At 67.3% G+C, this 17,362-nt stretch carries 16 protein-coding genes and 8 pseudogenes; 4 read left to right on the forward strand and 20 right to left on the reverse strand.

The genetic code is table 11. The features are described from left to right. Positions 1–18: 18 nt before the first annotated feature. From E6W36_RS02070 to E6W36_RS17380, 14 genes and pseudogenes are all read right to left on the reverse strand, one after another. Positions 19–3,123 (reverse strand): annotated as a pseudogene (locus tag E6W36_RS02070) (efflux RND transporter permease subunit); the annotation flags it as partial. Further along, complete coding sequence (locus E6W36_RS23925; protein WP_484103603.1) at positions 3,120–3,266, reverse strand: hypothetical protein; 147 nt, start codon at positions 3,264–3,266, stop codon at positions 3,120–3,122. The pseudogene E6W36_RS02070 and the gene E6W36_RS23925, both read right to left, overlap by 4 nt. A gap of 38 nt (positions 3,267–3,304) precedes the next feature. Then, positions 3,305–4,174, reverse strand: a pseudogene (locus E6W36_RS02075) (efflux RND transporter periplasmic adaptor subunit); the annotation flags it as partial. A 153-nt stretch (positions 4,175–4,327) separates the two neighbouring features. Beyond that, on the reverse strand, positions 4,328–5,557 hold the full coding sequence (locus E6W36_RS02080) for a TolC family protein (RefSeq protein ID WP_222873595.1): 1,230 nt from the start codon (positions 5,555–5,557) through the stop codon (positions 4,328–4,330). An 89-nt stretch (positions 5,558–5,646) separates the two neighbouring features. Then, positions 5,647–5,856 (reverse strand): hypothetical protein, encoded by a 210-nt coding sequence (locus E6W36_RS02085; protein ID WP_246047991.1) that lies wholly within the window; start codon positions 5,854–5,856, stop codon positions 5,647–5,649. Between the two features lie 162 nt (positions 5,857–6,018). Beyond that, positions 6,019–6,411, reverse strand: a complete 393-nt coding sequence (locus tag E6W36_RS02090; RefSeq protein ID WP_222873596.1) for a hypothetical protein — start codon at positions 6,409–6,411, stop codon at positions 6,019–6,021. A 100-nt stretch (positions 6,412–6,511) separates the two neighbouring features. Beyond that, positions 6,512–7,225 (reverse strand): hypothetical protein, encoded by a 714-nt coding sequence (locus E6W36_RS02095; protein WP_222873597.1) that lies wholly within the window; start codon positions 7,223–7,225, stop codon positions 6,512–6,514. A 158-nt stretch (positions 7,226–7,383) separates the two neighbouring features. Continuing rightward, positions 7,384–8,285: pseudogene (locus E6W36_RS02100) on the reverse strand (efflux RND transporter permease subunit). Beyond that, positions 8,174–8,830 carry an efflux RND transporter permease subunit gene (locus tag E6W36_RS22795; RefSeq protein ID WP_425459757.1) on the reverse strand — a complete coding sequence of 219 codons (657 nt, stop codon included), beginning with the start codon at positions 8,828–8,830 and terminating at the stop codon, positions 8,174–8,176. Before E6W36_RS22795 ends, E6W36_RS02100 begins: the two are co-directional and overlap by 112 nt. Before the next feature lie 28 nt (positions 8,831–8,858). Continuing rightward, positions 8,859–10,043, reverse strand: a complete 1,185-nt coding sequence (locus E6W36_RS20150) for an efflux RND transporter permease subunit (protein WP_222873598.1) — start codon at positions 10,041–10,043, stop codon at positions 8,859–8,861. Positions 10,044–10,120: 77 nt separating this feature from the next. After that, a pseudogene (locus E6W36_RS20155) lies at positions 10,121–10,494 on the reverse strand (efflux RND transporter permease subunit); the annotation flags it as partial. A gap of 3 nt (positions 10,495–10,497) precedes the next feature. After that, positions 10,498–11,271 (reverse strand): efflux RND transporter periplasmic adaptor subunit, encoded by a 774-nt coding sequence (locus E6W36_RS02125; protein ID WP_222873600.1) that lies wholly within the window; start codon positions 11,269–11,271, stop codon positions 10,498–10,500. A gap of 101 nt (positions 11,272–11,372) precedes the next feature. Further along, on the reverse strand, positions 11,373–11,726 hold the full coding sequence (locus E6W36_RS02130; RefSeq protein ID WP_222873601.1) for a hypothetical protein: 354 nt from the start codon (positions 11,724–11,726) through the stop codon (positions 11,373–11,375). A gap of 2 nt (positions 11,727–11,728) precedes the next feature. After that, positions 11,729–12,133, reverse strand: coding sequence for a hypothetical protein (locus E6W36_RS17380; protein ID WP_246047992.1), 405 nt, complete (start codon positions 12,131–12,133; stop codon positions 11,729–11,731). A gap of 241 nt (positions 12,134–12,374) precedes the next feature. Between E6W36_RS17380 and E6W36_RS17385 the strand changes: the two genes are divergently transcribed. The 3 genes from E6W36_RS17385 (at position 12,375) to E6W36_RS02145 (ending at position 14,034) form a co-directional block, all read left to right on the forward strand. After that, complete coding sequence (locus E6W36_RS17385; protein ID WP_246047993.1) at positions 12,375–12,662, forward strand: hypothetical protein; 288 nt, start codon at positions 12,375–12,377, stop codon at positions 12,660–12,662. Between the two features lie 153 nt (positions 12,663–12,815). Further along, positions 12,816–13,448, forward strand: a complete 633-nt coding sequence (locus tag E6W36_RS23930; protein WP_246047994.1) for a hypothetical protein — start codon at positions 12,816–12,818, stop codon at positions 13,446–13,448. 136 nt (positions 13,449–13,584) lie between these two features. Further along, entirely contained in the window at positions 13,585–14,034 is a 450-nt protein-coding gene (locus E6W36_RS02145; protein WP_222873604.1) for a copper resistance protein CopC, read from the forward strand. A 44-nt stretch (positions 14,035–14,078) separates the two neighbouring features. On the opposite strand, the pseudogene E6W36_RS02150 reads toward E6W36_RS02145, so the two are convergent. Both E6W36_RS02150 and E6W36_RS02160 read right to left on the reverse strand, forming a co-directional pair. Beyond that, positions 14,079–14,521: pseudogene (locus E6W36_RS02150) on the reverse strand (DUF305 domain-containing protein). A 605-nt stretch (positions 14,522–15,126) separates the two neighbouring features. Next, positions 15,127–15,658: pseudogene (locus E6W36_RS02160) on the reverse strand (RNA polymerase sigma factor). On the opposite strand from E6W36_RS02160, the gene E6W36_RS20160 reads away from it, so the two are divergent. Then, positions 15,599–15,724 carry a hypothetical protein gene (locus E6W36_RS20160; RefSeq protein WP_281277599.1) on the forward strand — a complete coding sequence of 42 codons (126 nt, stop codon included), beginning with the start codon at positions 15,599–15,601 and terminating at the stop codon, positions 15,722–15,724. The pseudogene E6W36_RS02160 and the gene E6W36_RS20160 sit on opposite strands and share 60 nt — an antisense overlap. Here the strand turns inward: E6W36_RS20160 and E6W36_RS02165 are convergent. From E6W36_RS02165 to E6W36_RS17395, 4 genes and pseudogenes are all read right to left on the reverse strand, one after another. Next, positions 15,705–16,144: pseudogene (locus E6W36_RS02165) on the reverse strand (periplasmic heavy metal sensor). The gene E6W36_RS20160 and the pseudogene E6W36_RS02165 overlap by 20 nt on opposite strands. A 316-nt stretch (positions 16,145–16,460) precedes the next feature. After that, on the reverse strand, positions 16,461–16,643 hold the full coding sequence (locus E6W36_RS17390; protein ID WP_246047995.1) for a hypothetical protein: 183 nt from the start codon (positions 16,641–16,643) through the stop codon (positions 16,461–16,463). An 87-nt stretch (positions 16,644–16,730) separates the two neighbouring features. After that, a pseudogene (locus E6W36_RS21525) lies at positions 16,731–16,805 on the reverse strand (hypothetical protein); the annotation flags it as partial. Then, entirely contained in the window at positions 16,775–17,209 is a 435-nt protein-coding gene (locus E6W36_RS17395; protein ID WP_246047997.1) for a class I SAM-dependent methyltransferase, read from the reverse strand. The pseudogene E6W36_RS21525 and the gene E6W36_RS17395, both read right to left, overlap by 31 nt. Positions 17,210–17,362 lie beyond the last annotated feature (153 nt).

The following is a 17,362-nucleotide window of genomic DNA, read 5'->3' on the forward strand; positions in this document are numbered from 1 at the left end:
ATTGCACAGGATTGGGGTGGTTCGCGTCCTGCGGCGCATCATCAGATAGGCGGCCGGGATCACCAGCATCGACAGCAACGGCGCGGTCAGCATCCCGCCGATCATCGGGGCAGCAATGCGGCTCATTACCTCCGACCCGGCACCCGAGCCGAGCAGGATCGGCAGCAGGCCGGCGAGGATCACCGCGACCGTCATCGCCTTGGGGCGCACCCTCAGCAGCGCGCCTTCGCGCACCGCCGCCTCAACTTCGGCCGCATCCGGGGCGGGCCCCGTTCGGCGAGCGCGTGCTTCAGGTAGATCAGCATGACCACGCCGAACTCTGCCGAGACCCCGGCGAGCGCGATGAACCCGACCCCGGTCGCGACCGACTGGTTGTAGCCGAGCAGGTAGAGCAGCCAGACTCCGCCGGTCAGCGCGAACGGCAGCGTCCCCATCACCAGCGCCGCCTCGTCGAACCGCCGGAACGTGGCGTAGAGCAGCAGGAAGATGATCAGCAGCGTCGCGGGAACGACGATCTTGAGCCGCTCGACCGCGCGCTGGAGAAACTCGAACTGGCCCGTATAGCTGACGCTGATCCCCGGCGGCAGCAACCTGGCGGCGATCGCGCGCTGGAGATCGCCGACAATGGTGGTCAATGGCGCGCCGCGACCGTCGACGTAGATCCATGTCACGGGCCGGCCGTTCTCAGTCCGCAGCATCGGCGGGCCGTCGCTGATGGTGATGTCTGCCACCGTGCCGAGCGTAATCTGCTGCTGCGCTGGCGTGAGGACCGGCAGGTTACGCAAGCTATCGACACTGTCGCGGATTTCGCGGGGTAGCGCACGCTGATCGGATAGCGCGCGAGACCCTCGACGGTCTGGCCGACCGTCTCGCCGCCGATCGCGCTCGACACCACAGACTGCACGTCGGCGACGTTGAGGCCGTAGCGCGCCGCCGCCGCGCGGTTGATCGTGACGTCGATGTAGCGTCCGCCGGTCAGCCGTTCGGCGAGTGCCGAGCTGACCCCGGCACGGTCTTCGCAACCTGCTCGATCGCACGCGCGGTCGCGTCGATCTCGGCGAGGTTCGAGCCGGCGACCTTGATTCCGATCGGGCTCTTGATGCCGGTCGAGAGCATGTCGATGCGATTGCGGATCGGCGGTATCCAGAAGTTCGCCAGCCCGGGACCTTCACCGCATGGTCGAGCTCGTCGATAAGCCGCTCCTGCGTCATGCCCGGTCGCCACTGATCCTTCGGCTTGAACCTGATCGTCGTCTCGAACATCTCCAGCGGCGCGGGATCGGTCGCGGTGTCGGCGCGGCCGGCCTTGCCGAACACGCTTTCGACCTCCGGCACGGTCTTGATCATGCGGTCGGTTAGCTGGAGTAGCTGTCCGGCCTTTGCGGTCGAGATGCCGGGCAATGCCGAGGGCATGTAGAGCAGGTCGCCCTCGTTCATCTGCGGGATGAACTCGCCGCCCAACTGGCTGATCGGCCAGATGCTGGTCGCGAACACCAGCCCGGCGATCACCAGCGCCTGCTTCGGCTTCGCCAGCACCCAATCGAGTGCCGGGCGGTAGAGGCGTGTGAGCACGCGGTTGATCGGATTGGCGCTCTCGGACGGGATGCGGCCGCGGATGAGATAGCCCATCAGCACCGGGATCAGCGTGATCGACAGGATCGCCGCGCCGGCCATCGCATAGGTCTTGGTGAAGGCGAGCGGCGCGAACAGCCGCCCCTCCTGTCCCTGAAGCGAAAAGATCGGCACGAACGAGAAGGTGATGATGAGCAGCGACAGGAACAGCGCCGGCCCGACCTCCATCGCCGCTGCCGTGATCACGCGCCAGCGTTCCGGCCCGGCCAGCGTCTCGCCTGGGTGGTCGCGATCCCAATGTTCGAGATGCTTGTGCGCGTTCTCGATCATGACGACTGCGGCATCGACCATCGCGCCGATCGCGATCGCGATGCCGCCCAGCGACAGGATGTTGGCGTTGAGCCCCTGCACCCGCATCGCGATGAACGCGGCGAGGATGCCGAGCGGCAGCGTCAGGATCGCGACCAGCGCCGAGCGCGCGTGCCACAGGAACAGGGCGCAGACCAGAGCGACGACGATGAACTCTTCGATCAGCTTGTGGGTGAGGTTGTCGACCGCACGGTCGATCAGCCCAGAGCGGTCATAGGTCGTCACGAGTTCAACGCCGGGTGGTAGGCTCCGCTTCAGCTCGTCGAGCTTCGCCTTGACGCCATCGATCACTTCGCGCGCGTTCTTGCCCTGGCGCATGACGATGACGCCGCCCGCGACCTCGCCCTGGCCGTTGAGCTCGGCGACGCCGCGCCGCATGTCGGGACCGACCTGGATGGTAGCGACATCGCCCAGCGTCACCGGCGTGCCCCGATCGTCTTCAGGGGATCGCCCGGAAATCGTCGAGCGAGGCGAGGTAGCCGGTCGAGCGCACGATGTATTCGGCTTCGGCCATCTCCAGCACCGAGCCGCCGCTCTCCTGGTTGCCGCGCTTGAGCGCCTCGATCACCGCCTCGTGCGTGATGCCGTAGGAAGCGAGCTTCAGCGGATCGAGCACCACCTGATATTGCCGCACCATCCCGCCGACGCTGGCGACCTCGGCGACGCCGGGCACCGCCTTCAGCTCGTAGCGCAGGAACCAGTCCTGGATGCTGCGCAGTTGCGCGAGATCGTGGCGGCCGGTCCGGTCGACCAGCGCATATTCATAGACCCAGCCGACGCCGGTGGCGTCTGGGCCGAGCGAGGCCTTTGCCCCGTCGGGAAGGCGTCCCTGCACCTGGCTCAGATATTCGAGCACGCGGCTGCGCGCCCAATAGAGGTCGGTATTGTCGTCGAACAGCACGTAGACGAAACTGTCGCCAACGAACGAATAGCCGCGCACCACCCGCGCCCCCGGCACCGACAGCATCGTGGTCGCGATCGGATAGGTGACCTGATCCTCGACGATGCGTGGCGCCTGGCCGGGATAGGTCGTGCGGACGATGACCTGCACGTCGGAGAGATCGGGCAGCGCGTCGACCGCGGTGGAGCGCACCGCGCCGATCCCGATCGCGACAAGCGCGAGCGCCGCGAGCAGGACGAGAATGCGCGCCTTTACCGAGGCCGCGATGATCCGCGCGATCACCTGGCGTCGCCCGAAATCGGCCGCGCCGCGATGCCGGTCAGGCTCGCCTCGCTGTCGAGCAGGAACTGGCCCGAGGCGACGACCTTCTCGCCCGGCGCGAGCCCGGCGACGATCTCGGTCTTTCCTCCTGCCTCGCGACCGATACGAACCTCGGCCGGGCGGAAGCGCCCTTGCCGTCGGCGAGCATCACCAAAGTGCGCTTGCCGGTGCGGATCACCGCCTCGCTCGGCACCAGCAGCGCCGGACGCGACGTGTCGCCGAGATGGACGGTCGCGAACATGCCGGGACGCAGCCGCCCATCGCGGTTGGCAAGTTCGACGCGGACGGTGAGTGTCCGGCTGTCGGCCTGCGCGGTCGGCAGGACCGCGATGACGCGGCCGGTGAAACGCTCGCCGGTAAAGGCGGCCAGTTCGGCGCTCACAGGCTGCCCCACCCGCGACTCGGCGGCGCGCGCTTCGGGAACGGCGGCGTTCAGCCAGACCGTGCCGAGCCCGTTCACCTGGGCGAGCGTCTGTCCGGCGGCCAACGTCACGCCCGCCCGCGCGTCGAGCGTCGTGACGACGCCGCCGATCGGGCTGCGCACCGTCGTCATGCCGCGTCCGCGGGCCGACCCGCCGGGGATGCCGAGCAGCCGCAGGCGCTGGCCGGCAGCGGCGATCAGCGCGCGGTCGCCCGTCTTGCGGACCGCATCATATTCGCCCTGCGCGCCGCCCCATTCGGGCACGAGCACGTCGGCGATCGGCGCGCCTGCACGGATCACGTCGCCGGGTGCGAGGCGATAGACGCGCTGGACGAACCCAGCCGCTCGTGCCTGGACGATCGCGATGTCGCGTTGGTTGAAGTCGATCGCGCCGGTCACGTCGAGCGATCCGGCGAGCGTGCCGGTGGTCGCGGTCGCGAGCCGGATGCCGAGACTCTGCATCGCCGACGGATCGATCGTCACGCCGGGCGCGGCAGCGGGTCCGCCGGTATCGTCGGCATATTTGGGGATGGTCTTCATCCCCATCGACGACAGCGAATCCGGGTTGTCATAATGCTCACCCGGCACCATCGGGTCGTAATAATAGAGGGTTTGCGCGCGTCGGTCTTGCCAGCCGCGGGCGAAGCGCCATTGAGGCGGCCAGATAGTAACCGCCAACCCCGGCAACTAGCGTGACGGCGGCGAAGGCGGCGGCGAGCTGCGACCGCTGGAGCGAGGTCATGGTCATCGGCCGGCATTCCCGAACAGGAGGTTGAGCCGCACGCCATCGGCGGCGACGGTGGCTTCGCGGTCGAGCGTCTCGAGGATCGCATCCGCAAGCGCGGCATGGGCGTCGACGAGGTCGATCAGACTGGCGCGTCCGGCCGCGTAGCTCGCCACGTCCAGCGTCACCCGCTCCTGCGCGAGCGGTTGCAACACGTCGCGCGCGCGCATCCATTGGTCGTGGTGCATGACATGGTCGGCGAGGCCCGCGTCGAGATCGGCGGTCAACGCCCTGAGCGCGGCGTCCGAGTCGGCGCGCGCCGCGCCCGCATCGGCGGCGCGCGCCGCGATGACCGGGTTCTGGCGGTTCTTCTTGAACAGCGGGAGACCGATCGTGACGCCCGCCGACACATAGTCGCCGAAGCGTGGATCGCGGCGCTGATAGGAGAGATCGACGCCGAAGTCCGGCCGCCGGTCGGCCTGCGCCAGCCGCAGGTCGGCGTCCGCCCGGTCCGCCTGCGCCCCGAGCAGGACAAGCGCAGGTTGCCGTTCGAGGCTCGCGCGCAGTCGCACCGGATCGACCGCGATGTCGGGCAGGCTTCCGGCGACTTCCGGGTCGGCTTCGCCCGTCCACCGCGTCAGCTCCGCCTTCGCGCGGGCGACCGCCGACACGAGTTCGTCGCGGCGATCCTGAAGCCGCGCCAACGCCGCGCGACCGGCCAGGGTCTGGGCGGGGCGGGCGTTGCCCGACGCGACCGCGCTCGGTGAGGTCCGGACGATCCGTCCAAGTCGCGCCAGCACTTCGTCGAGCGCGGCCAGGCGTCGCTCGGCATAGGCCAAGTTGATCCACGCGATCGCGGTCTGGACCTCGACCACACGCAGCTCGACCGCGGCGGCGGCGTCGGCGACCGCGATGTCGGCATCCGCGCGCCCGCGCTGAGCGCGGCGCTTGGCGAGGTTGGGGATGTCCTGCGACACGCCGATCCGCGCCCAGGTGAAATTGTCGCGCGAGGGTTGGAACGCCAGCGGCCCTGAGATCGGGAAGCTGTCGATGCCGAGCCCGAGCTTGGGGTCGGGCAACTGTCCCGCCGCGATGCGTGCCGAACGCGTTGCGTCGGCCGCTAGCACCTTGGCCTTGATCGACGGCGCGTCCGCCCGCGCCTTGGTGAGCGCGTCGTCGAACGTGAGCGGCCCGGCTAATGCCGCCGACGGCAGCGCGACGGCCGCGATAATCGTGCAGATAAGTCTCATCGTCGCCTCCGTGGCAGGTTGGCTTCGGCCGCCGCCGGAACGCAGCCGGTGGATGGTTCACCGGCTGCGCCCTTGCGTCGGACGGCAGTTCAGCCTTGCGAGGCGGAGCGGCCCTTGGCCGGCATGGTCATGCAGTCCGCGGCTTGTGCCTTGGAGCCGTGCATCATGCCGCAGTCGCAGCCGGCGGCCATCGCCGTGTCGTCGCTGACCCAGACGCGCACCGGCGCGCGTGTCGGCGTGCGCGGCCCGTAGCTGGGCTGGGCGCGCCATTCATAATGGCCGGTTGAAGGGGCTCGCATTGAGTCGGCCGCGAATGCCGACGGAGCCGCGGGAAGCGACGAAAGCACAGCCGCGACACCGGCGGCCCAGGTAAAATCTTCATCATGATAATCCTCGATTGAAACGCAGGTTAGCGCTCCTGATCGGTCGAGCACGTGCCGAGCGACGGCACCCGCAGGCGATCAGCGACGCCGGTTCGGTTCAGCCAAGGAGTGTGGGTGGTTCGGGCTCGGGGCGACTGCACGGCCTGCCAACCGTGGCGCGACCATCCAGAATCGAGGCGCTGCGGCGGTGATAGCCGACACCTGGGTGGAAGATACGTCCTTGAACGCCATGGCGATCGAGCAGCCGGCCATCAACATGCAGCCCGCAGGATGAGACTTGTCACTCTCGCTCTTACCCTGCTTCTCCGCGCAATCGGGACAGTTCAAGCCCATCGGGCAATCTGGCATGTCGCTTGTTGCAGTCGATTGACCATGCGTCATCATGATACACGGCGCGGCGACAGCCACACCGTTGCCGAAAAGCCCGAGCAGGACTCCGACGAGCAAGAGATGGCGCAGCATCTTCATCATTCGTTGTGGGTACGAGATGACATGGCAAATGTCAATTCGCCGCATCGCGCATCGGCGTTACATTCGGCGCACACGCATAGCCTGCCACTTCAGTGGCTCCTCATGGCAACACCGTTGTCGTGAACGGCACGATCGTCTCGCGGCCATTGGCCTCGATCTGCGCGAACAGTTTCAGTACGCCCGCCTTTTCCGGCTGGAGGTGAAAGCGGATCGTCGGACCGCTGCGCGCGCTGTCCGTCGTCGGTTCCACCCCGAGCGGATGGACATGCTCGATCGAGTTCCAGTCCCCGGCGAACGCGACGATATGGCCGAACGCACCCATGATCGGCTGTAGGCCGGCAAACGGCTTTCCGGTGGCCTCATCGGTGATCGCGATGCTGCCCTCAATGGCTTGTCCGACCTTGAGCGGCGCTGGAAAGGATAGCTTGAACGACAGACCGTCGGCGCGCGCGAACAGCATCGTCGCAGTGGTTGGCGCGGGCGCGGTTTCCTTGCCGGCGGCGAGTTCAACGCCGACATATTCCTGGTCGCCGTTCGGCCGGGTGACATCAGCCCAGACCCGGTAGGGGCGGGCAAAGCGTGGCGCGAACGCGAAGCGCCAGGTGCCGGGATGGGCGGGATCGGGCACCGGGTGGATATGCTGATAGTCGGTCAGGCTGGCGTCGACGATCAGAAGATGTAGCTTCTTGGTATGTGCTAGCGCCAGATCGCCCGCGCCCAGCGGCTTGCCGCTGGCGAGATCGGTCAGCGTGAGCGCGACCTGCTGTGCGCGACCGGCGACGAATGGCCCGTTCGGCCTAAGCGACAGGCGCATCGTCGGCGCGCCTTTATGGGGAGCCCATATCCATGCCTGCCATGCCGGTATCAGCGTGGCCATTGGCAGTCTTGTCAGGGCTGCAACCGACCAAAACCAGTGGCAGCAGGGTGGTGAGAAGCAATATCTTTTCATGCGCGACTCCGGGGCTCTCGTTGTCAAAATGCTTCGGTCGATCCGGCGGCGCGCGCGTCCGCGACTAGGCGGTCGAGCGGCTTGCGGCCATAGAGGCGGAACAGCACGGGCGTGACGAGCGCATCGAGCAGGGTCGCCGACAGCAATCCGCCGAAGATCGTCACCGCGACCGGATGGAGGATTTCCTTGCCCGGTTCGTCCGCGCCGATCAGCAGCGGGGTCAGCGCGAGGCCAGCGCCGAGCGCGGTCATCAGCACCGGCGTCAGCCGTTCGAGTGTGCCGCGCACGATCATCGCGTCGCCCCAGCTCTCGCCTTCGTGCAGCACCAGGTTGATATAGTGGCTGACCTTCAGGATGCCGTTGCGCGAGGCGATACCGGTCAGCGTCACGAACCCGATCAGGCTGGCGACCGACAGCGGCAGGCCGAACAGCCACAGCGCCAGCACCGAGCCGACCAGCGCCATCGGTACGCCGGCCATGATGATCAGCGCGAGCCGCACCGAGCGGTAGCGGGTGAACAGCAGCGCGAAGATCATCGCGAACGCGATCAGCGACAAGCCGCCAATGGTGAGCGTCGCGTCCTGCTGCGCCTGGAACTGCCCCTCGACGCGCACGAACCCGCCATCGGGGAGCTTGAGCTTGGCAACCTCTTCATTGATGACGGCGATGATGTTTCCCAGGTTGGCGCCGGGGCGGCATTGGCCGAGAGCACGATGCGGCGGCGGCCATTCTCGCGCAGGATCTGGTTGGGACCGTCGGTTTCCTTGACCTCGGCGAGGTTGCGTAGTGGCACGGGTCCTTGCGGCGTTTCGATCAGCAGGTCGCCAAGCGCTGTCGTCGAGCGTTCCTGGTCGGGCAACCGGAGCACGACGTTATAGCGCTTGAGGCCGTCGACGATCGTACTGACGATCTTGCCGTTCGACAGCGTCTCGACCGCTTCGGCGATCGTCGCGGGGCGACGCCATAGGATGCGGCGCGGTCATAGTCGATGTTGAGATCGAGCTGCGGCACGCGCACCTGCCGCTCGACGCGCAGGTCGACGATGCCCGGAGCGCGGGCGATCCGCGTTTGCAGCGTCTCGGCCGTGGTGCGCAGGGCGTCGAGATCCTCGGCGAAAATCTTGACGACGATCTGCGCGGTGACGCCCGAGAGCAGATGGTCGATGCGGTGGCCGATCGGGGCCGACGGTGACCGAGCCGGGCAGCACGGCCAGCCGTTCGCGATCTCGCGCGCGATGATCTCGCGGTCGGCGACATCGGGTTTCAGGGCGACGTCGATCTCGCTCGAATGGACGCCCTCGGCATGCTCGTCGAGCTCGGCGCGCCCGGTGCGGCGGCTGACGCTCGCGACGCCGGGGATTTGCAGCAGCAGCTTTTCGGCGGTGCTGCCGAGGCTGCTCGACTTTTCGAGCGAGATGCCGGGCTGGAAGGCGAGGCTGACGACGAAGCTCCCTTCGTTGAACGTCGGCAGGAAAGCGCGGGGAGATTGGCTGCGCCGATCAGCGCGATGCCGGTCGCGATGGCCCCGGCGACCAGCACCAGCCGGGTGCGCGCGAACCCCAGCCGAGCAGCCGCTCGTTCGCCGCTTTCAATCGTCTCACGAGACCAGATTCGGCCGCCTCGGCGCGCTTGGCGGCAAGTTTGGGCAGGAGATAATAGCACAGCACCGGCGTGAGCGTGATCGAGGTCACGAGGCTCGCCAGGATCGAGATGACATAGGCGATGCCCAGCGGCTGAAACAGGCGGCCCTCGACTCCGCCCAGGAAGAACAACGGCAGGAACACAAGGATGATGATCGCGGTCGCGTAGATGATGCCCGAGCGCACCTCGCCGGTCGCATGCGCGATGACCGCCAGCACGGGCCTTGGTTCGGGTTCGTGCGCATTTTCGCGTAAGCGCCGATAGACATTTTCCACGCCGACCACCGCATCGTCGACCAGCTCGCCGATCGCGATCGCCAGGCCGCCCAGCGTCATCGTGTTGATCGACAACCCGAAGATTTCGAAGATGACCGCGGTAATGAGGATCGATACCGGCAGCGCCACGAGCGATACCGCCGTCGTGCGCCAGTTGAGCAGGAAAGCGAACAACACTACCGAAACGACGATGCCGGCCTCGACCAGTGCGCGTTGCAAGGTGCCGATCGACGTCTGGATGAAATTGGCTTGGCGGAACTGGACGCGGTCGGCGCGCAGCCCCGACGGCAGCGTTGCGGTGACTTCCTTCAGCGCCTTCTCGACCTCGTCGGTCACCGCGACCGTCGCTGCATCGGGCTGTTTCTGGATGGCGATCACGACCGCCGGCTGCCCGTCAAAGCCGGCGTCGCCGCGCCGGAACGCGGCGGCGAAATCGACCTTGGCGATCTGCGACAGACGAATGGGGCCATCGGCGTTGCCCGCGACGACGAGGTTGCGCAGATCCTCGATCCGTGTCGTGCGCGCGACATTGCGGATCAGGAATTCGCGCTCATACTGATCGACGAAGCCGCCGCCGGTGTTGGTGCCGAACGCTTCGAGCGCCGCCTCCACGTCCTTCAGCTTCACCCCGACCGCGCTCATTGCCGCCAGATCGGGTGAGACGCGGTATTGCCGTACCTCGCCGCCGATCGGGATGACCTGGGCAACGCCGGGGATCGCCAGCAGCCGCGGCCTGATCTGGAAATCGGCGATCTCGCGCGCCTGCATCGGGCTCGCCCGGCCATAGGGATCGCCACCAGCATGATCTCGCCCATGATCGACGTAATCGGCCCCATCTGCGGCACGACTGCGGGCGGGATCTGTTCGCGGACCAGGGTCAGCCGTTCGGCGACCTGCTGACGGGCGCGATAGACGTCTTCCTTCCAGCCGAACTCGACATAGACGATCGACAGGCCGATGCCCGAGACCGAGCGCACCCGCTCGACCCCGGGCACACCGCTCATCGAGGTTTCGATCGGTCGCGTCACCAGAGTCTCGACCTCGGGCGGCGCGAGACCCGGGATTCGGTCAGGATCGTGACCACCGGGCGGTTGAGGTTGGGGAGGACATCGACCGGCAACCGGCTCGCCGACAATCCGCCGAACGCCATCAGCGCGAGCGACAGGAACAGCGTCAGGATGCGGTTACGCAGCGAGAACGCGACGAGCCGGTCGAACATCGCCTAGCGAACCTGGCCGAGCAGCGCCGCGCCGGCGGTCACCACGCGCTCGCCCGGCTTGACGTTCGAGAGCAAAGCGACCCGGCCGGCATCGACCGGCGCCGAGGTCACGTTGCGCTGCTCGAGCGATTCGGCGTGCGGCTTGACCAACACCGCCGGCAGGCCGTTCGCGCCGGTGATCAGCGCGGTGCGCGGCACGATGACGCCGGCGACGGGCGCGCCGAGCGGCGCGTCGATCGTGATCGGCTCGCCGATCCGCAAGTTTGCGGGCACACCCGCGACGCGGAACAGGGCGGGTGCAGCGCGACCGCGGTCGACCAGCCCGGCGCCTTCGAACACCAGGTCGAAGGTCGTGCCGTCCGCCGTCCGGCCGACCGCTTTCGCGCCGGGCGCGAGCGTGCGCCGGTCGAACAGATTGGCCTCGACGAACAGGCGCGATCGATCGGCGATTTCGAACAAGGTCGTCTCCGCCGCCACGACTTGCCCGACGCGGACCGACGACGAGGCGACGACCCCGTCGATCGGCGACACCAGCACTTCGCGCGCGGCACGCGCTCTGCCCAAAGCGGCGCGACGACGCTGCAAGCCCTGGAGCGTGATCACCGCCTCCTCGATCTGGCGGCGCGGCACCACGCCTTCGAGCCGCCGCAACCGCGCCGCGCTGTTGGCGGCGAGCGCGATCTGCTGGTCGAGGTCGCTCAGTTCGCGGGCGATGTCGGCACGGTCGATCGCCTGAAGCGGCGGCTCGATAAAGCCGAGCACTTGCCCCTTGCGCACCGCTTGGCCGATGATCGGGAGGCCCGGCGCCGGGCGCCGACGCGCCCCGGTCGCGCTCTGGATCAGCCCGCCGCGGGTCGGATCGGCGACGACACGGCCGGTCAGGCTGGCGACCGGCTGGGCATCCCCGCGACCGTCAGGACGGTCCGCACGCCGATGATGCGCTGCACCGATTTGGGCACGAACAGCTTGCCGTCGGCGGTGCGCGCCGCGACTTCGCCCGCGCCGGAGGGTGCCGCCGCCTCGTCCTCGTCGCCATGCGCGGCAACCGGCGCGGGTCCGGCGGGAATGCCGAAGAGGAGTTGCGCGCCGATCAGGACGCCCAGCGCGAGTGCGCTCCCGCGCCGCCGCCGCCAATACCAGCCGCCGATGAGCGCCAGCGCGACAAGCGCGGCCACGCCGAGCCATTTCCAGAGCGCGGTGCCAGCGCCCACATCGGCGGGTGCGGTCGGCACCGTCAGATCCCCGAAAGCGATTCGAAGCTGCCGCCGCGGCTGACAAGAAAGGACAGCTCATGCTTGCCCGCCTTGCGCAAGCCGTCGTCGGACACCGCATAGACGCCGTTCTTCGCGGTCGCGGCAACGCTCTTGCCGTCGAGCGTCACGCTCACGCTCGCGTCGGTCACCGGCATGTTGTCGGCGAAACCGTCGATCCAGATCGTGAGGTCGTCCGCGGTTGCCGCCGCGACCAGCTCGAAGCTGTCGCTGGTCGCCTCCATGCGCGGCGGCAGCGATACGCCCGCCGGCGGCGGTGGCGCGGCACCATGATCCTCGTCGCCATGCGCCAGAGCGAGCGACGCGGTCATCAGCATCGCCAGCCCTATCAGGCCGCCCAACATCGTCCTGTTCTTGTGCCCGATCATGGCAGCACGCCCATTGCTTGATTGAAGGAAGAGATCGCCGCCAGCCGCGCGACCTTCGCTGCCGCCAAATCGCGCTCGGCCTCGGATAACGCCTGACGCCCCGCAGCACCTCGATGAAACCGATCTCGCCCTCGGCACGGCCGCGCTCGGTCAGCGCCTGTGAGGCGGCAAGCGCGTCGCGCCGCATCTGTGCCTGTTCGAACGCACGCTGGGCGGCGTCGAGCCGCGTCTGCGCGGCGCGTTGGTCGGCCATGAGCTTCATGCGCAGCCGATTGGCTTCGGCGGCGGCGCTAAGGGCTTCGGACCGCGCAAGTTCGGCGTCGGCCACAGCGGTTTGATTGCGGCCAAGCGGCACTCTGATGCCGACCAGCAAGGCGTCGCGGAAGGGTTCGCGCGGCACCGTCGGATCGCCGACCCCGCCGCGCTCGCGCCGGACGCCGAGCGTTCCCTCCGGGCGCACACGCGCTGCATAGGCAAGACTGCGATACCGCGCGTCGGCCAGTGCGGCGCGATCGAGCGCGGCGCGTAGCGCGGGATTGGACGCGACATCGGTCGCGGTCGCCAACGCCTCGGCGGGCAAATCCGCTGGCGGCGTGCCGGCCAGGACGGCAAAGGCGGCTTCGGCGTCGGCAAGGGCGCTTTCGGCCTGCGATAATCGGGACCGCGCGGTCGAGGCTTCCGCTTGGGCCAGCAAGAGGTCGCGGCGGGACTGTTCGCCGGCTCTTTCGAGCCGAGCGACCTGCGCGGCGTTGGTGGTCGCGATATCGACCTGCGCGCGATCGACCGCGACCGCCGCGCGCGCCGCTGCCAGTCCCCACCAAGCGGTGCGCACCTCGCCCGCAATCCTGAGCCGCGCGGCATCGAGGCCGGATTGCGCGGCATTGTCCACCCGGCCCGCGTAAGTGCGCAGCGCCTTACCCTCCCCGGCCAGCGAAGCCCCGCCGATACCGAGCCTTCTTCCTCGATCACCCCTTGCGAGCGCGTCAGCAGATCGGTCGAGACGACCGGCGGCCCCACGAATGGCCCGCGTCCAGCGCGTCGCAGTGCTTGGGCCTGCGCGTTGAGGGCTGGCAGACCGGCACGTTCGGATGATTGCGCCACCGCGATCTCGACGGCATCGTGGAGCGTCACGGCGCCGCCAGCCGCCGGCTCGGTCTGGGCCGGGGCGGATGCCGGCGCGGTGGCGATGATCAACGCCGCACAAAGGTGCGTCATCATCGTCTTTGCCTTCCCGGCTCTTCTCATGGGCGGTCAATCTTCCCCTGCGTCTCCCTTCCATTACGCAGACGCGATGTTCGCCCCTCAAAAGTTTTGATACGAGGTGCCAGCTGCCGATGACGATGAGGGGTGCGGTGTTCGGGTGCGTATCAAGGGTGGCTGCATTATCGAAAGGACACCCACACCATGTCGCTACTTCGCGCTTTTCTCTCCGCCGCGGCGCTGTCGGGGCGTTGCTGTCCGCCAGTTCGGCCGACGCGCACGCCAAGCTCGTTGCCTCCACGCCAGCCGCCAACGCCTCGATCGCCGCACCGGCCAAGCTGCAATTGAGCTTTGACGAGAAGCTGGTCGCCAAGGGCTCGTCGGTCGAGCTGTTCGCGACGACCCTGTCGGGCAAGAAGCTCGCGGCACCGATGAGCATCACCGTCCGGTCGGCGCTGGGTGCCGACGGGAAGTCGATGGTCGCGCCGATCGGCAAGCCGTTGTCCGCAGGCACCTATCTGGTGGCATGGCACGCCGTGACCAGCGACGGCGAGCGCAAAACGGCACGTTCAGCTTTACCGTGCGATAGGTCGAACGCCGTTTTACCGAGCGGGCGATCGCGCGGGCGCATAGGGCCGGTCGCTGGAATGCGGCCGGTCGTTGCCTGCAACGACCCGTGCCGGCGCGCGACGGTCAGCTGACTGTGGCCGCCGCGATCGCGTTGCCATCGGCGGCCCTTGTCGATCTACAGTCGGTCGAGGATGACCTTCATTTCATCGATTTCCTGTCGCTGCGACCGGATGATGTTTCCGCACAACCGCTTCACTTCGGGATCCGTGGTGACGCCTCCCGGCACATGAGGATCGCGCCCGAATGGTGCGGGATCATCGAGCGCAGGAACGCGGTATCGCCGATCGTGGTCTGCGTCCGGATCAGCGCGAATGCGCCGGCGAACGCGATCGCCGAGACCGCGAGGATCGCCGCGTTGGCGCGCTTGTTCGGGAACATGTGGCCCATGGCGAGGATCATCAGCACCACCATGGGTGCGACCATCATCAGTGTCATATAGACCATGTTGAGGTTGTTGTAGAAGCTGCCAAGTCCGTCGATCATGACGAACATCACGAAATACATGATGATGCCGCTGATCGCCGTTTGGACGGCCAGGCTGACATAGCCGTTCGTCATGTTCTTGCCTTGCACGATTGTTCTCCCGGCCCGTCCGCTCGTTGCCCGCGCTCCCCAGCGTCTTCGTTTATGGTGCCTTCGGCCGCCGTGCGCTGTTGTGCATCGACACGATGCGCCATTCCCCACCCGCCTTGCGCAGCACGCTCGTCGCCACGCCCAGCCGCTCGGCGGGGTCGCCGACTTTGGCGCGATACGATAGCGGTAGGTCTCGCTGGCCAGCGCCACCGCTCCGACAAACCGGACGTCGATTTTGTAGTCCGAGAAGGTGAAGGACTTGAATTCCCCGAGTTCGGGCGCGAGGTGGTGCGCGAGGTAGTTGGCGTAGGTGCCTTCATCGCCGCCTGTCTCGAAAATCTGCGAGTCGGCGGTAAACAGGCGCTCGGTTCCGCGCGCATCGAGCCGTTCGATCGCCGCCTTGTATTGGGCAAGGACGGCAATCACGGCGCGGGTGTCGGCGGAACGAGGTGCTGGTTGTGGCGCAGCTCCCACCAATGCGACCGCAGCCGCCATCGCAAGAGCCGAGCTTATGACTTTCCGCATCTTTGTCTCCTCCGTTTTATCGTTGCGGCGCTATCCGTTTTATACGCGGCGCGGGCCGGCAACCCTCAGCGTTCGCCCAACAATTGCAGCAATTTTGCGCGCGCGCGGCGAACCCGCGTTTCCACGGCCTTTTCGCTGATCGCCAGGACCGCCGCGGTTTCCGCCTGACTGAGCCCTTCGATCGTTCGAAGGACAAGCGGCTCCTTCAACGGTCGCGGCAGGGCGGCGATCGCCTTGCTCACCCGGTCGAGTTCCTGGCGGTCGGCGGCGGCCACGTCGGCAGAGACGTGATCCTGAGTGACAGCTTCGGCCTCCGCGCCGATCGGAACGGCAAACGTCAAAATGCGGCGCGCGGTTCGCTTGCGCCCCAATCCCGGCACTTGTTAAGCGCGATCGTCGACAGCCATGCACGCATCGAACGGTTGGGTTCGTATCGCTGCATCGCCTGGTGCGCGGCGACGAATGTCTCCTGAAGAAGATCCAGCGCTTCGTCGGACCCCCGCAGCAGGCACGCAGTAGGCGAAAGATCGGCTGACGGTGCCGACGCATGATCTCGGCGAAGGCGGCTTGCCGACCGCCGAGGCTGAGTGCAGCCAGCTCGGCGTCGGACAGCGCCGCCCAGTCGAGGCTCACAAGCCGAGCCTCAACGAGCGTCGTCGGTGAGCGCCTTCACCACCGCGCGGTCGAATTGCGCGGTCTGGTCGGGCCGGAGCAGCTGCCGCATCGCAAATACGTGCGCTAGAGTCGCCTTTGCAGTTCGCCCATCACTGCGTGGCTCCGATCGACTGCAGCGGCGACGCGCGGTCCATTGCCATGCTCGGCTTCGATCGCCTCGGCCAGCCGCGCATTGTCGGCGCGCAGCTCGAGTTCGAACGCCCGCCGCTGCACCGCGAACCTCTGCTCCAGTACCTCGAGACGCGCCCGTTGGCCGGCGTCCAACGCAAGGTCATGATGCAGAACGTCGTGCAGTTCGCTGCCGGGCGGCGTCTTGGCGGGGAGCAGCGCCCGCCCGACGAACACGCCGATAATCGCGGCAATGAAGCATGCGACCAGGCCGACCAGCAATCGGTTGCGCGCGCTCATGGTTCGCCGATGAGAAGGGTGGAGGGGCAAGCGCGGGGACCGGCCCAAGCGGCGACAGCGGCGCTGCGGCACTGGCGCGTTTGGCCGGGAGGCCCGCGCCGACAACACCCATGACGAGCGCCGCCGCGATCGTCATGCCGCCAAAGCCGACGCCGACGCGCACCGCGGGCTGGGTGGCGATGCGGGCGAGCACCCTTGCTTCAAGTCCGTCGAGATTGGCCGGCAGAGGTCCTTCGGCCAGCCTGCCCAGCATCGCATCGAGGTCGTTCATGTCTTTCACTCCACCCCACTAGCATGATTTACGCAGGCGATGCTTCTACCCCTCACGGCGTTCAGCGGCGAAGATGCTGATCGATCCGCTCGGCGTCGGGACGATCGCTCGTTCCACAGCATCGAATCCGGTCGCTGCAAGCAGCACCGGCAATATTCCGTCAGCGTTGGGCTGTGTGTCGCGCCGTCCGTCGAGCCACTGCACGGTTCTGCGGAACAGCAGCCGCATCACCCAGGACCTTTGCAGGGAATAGTCAGCGAGGACGAGCATCCCACCCGGCCGAAGTGCCGCGTGTATAGCGGCCAAGCCCGCCTGCTTTTCGGCCATCGGCACCTGATGGAAGACCAAGGTGCAAGTGACTACGTCGAACCGGCCGTCTCGGCCCTCAATTGCCGCGTCGCGAGCGAAGCCCCGCCCCATTCGATGGGAGTACCGGCAGCGCGCGCCTTTTCCTGCGCGAGCGCAAGCACATTCTCGTCAGGATCCAATCCGGTGAGGCTGCTCCGCGGAAGCTCATGCGCTAGCTGGGCGAGGAGCGTTCCGGTTCCGCATCCCACATCGAGCAATGTCTGCGGTCGCGCCGCGGCGACGATTTCGGTGACGATGAGCCTCCAGCGCTGCTCGCGCGTAAATACGCGCAGCGCCCGATCATAAAACGGGTTAGTCCGGCGCGGCCTAGAGCAGGGGTGAAAAGAGCGCCTTGCTCTGCTTCCGATTGACCATCGACCATGCCGCCTCCCGCAAACCTTCGACTCATTGCGAAATACGCGCGAAAATGAGCGACCCTCGGCCATGGCGTTCGGCGGCCGAAAAAATCTGAACAAGGACAAGAGTGGAGACTTGATGTCGATCCAAGGGCAACGCTCGTTCACCGCGTAGAATCCACGGAACCGCCCGCCACGCCGATCGAGCGCTTGACCTTGACATGATGTCAACCCTTACAAGAG

Source organism: Hankyongella ginsenosidimutans (genome assembly GCF_005144965.1).
GTDB classification, from domain to species: Bacteria; Pseudomonadota; Alphaproteobacteria; order Sphingomonadales; family Sphingomonadaceae; genus Hankyongella; species Hankyongella ginsenosidimutans.

Excerpts from the sequence above, each read along its gene's own strand:
- E6W36_RS02080 (WP_222873595.1), bottom strand. The coding sequence starts at position 5,557 with ATGAGACTTATCTGCACGATTATCGCGGCCGTCGCGCTGCCGTCGGCG.
- E6W36_RS02085 (WP_246047991.1), bottom strand. The coding sequence starts at position 5,856 with ATGCGAGCCCCTTCAACCGGCCATTATGAATGGCGCGCCCAGCCCAGC.
- E6W36_RS02090 (WP_222873596.1), bottom strand. The coding sequence starts at position 6,411 with ATGATGAAGATGCTGCGCCATCTCTTGCTCGTCGGAGTCCTGCTCGGG.
- E6W36_RS02095 (WP_222873597.1), bottom strand. The coding sequence starts at position 7,225 with ATGCGCCTGTCGCTTAGGCCGAACGGGCCATTCGTCGCCGGTCGCGCA.
- E6W36_RS20150 (WP_222873598.1), bottom strand. The coding sequence starts at position 10,043 with ATGCAGGCGCGCGAGATCGCCGATTTCCAGATCAGGCCGCGGCTGCTG.
- E6W36_RS17380 (WP_246047992.1), bottom strand. The coding sequence starts at position 12,133 with ATGATCGGGCACAAGAACAGGACGATGTTGGGCGGCCTGATAGGGCTG.
- E6W36_RS17390 (WP_246047995.1), bottom strand. The coding sequence starts at position 16,643 with ATGCGGCTGCTGTTCCGCAGAACCGTGCAGTGGCTCGACGGACGGCGC.
- E6W36_RS17395 (WP_246047997.1), bottom strand. The coding sequence starts at position 17,209 with ATGGCCGAGGGTCGCTCATTTTCGCGCGTATTTCGCAATGAGTCGAAG.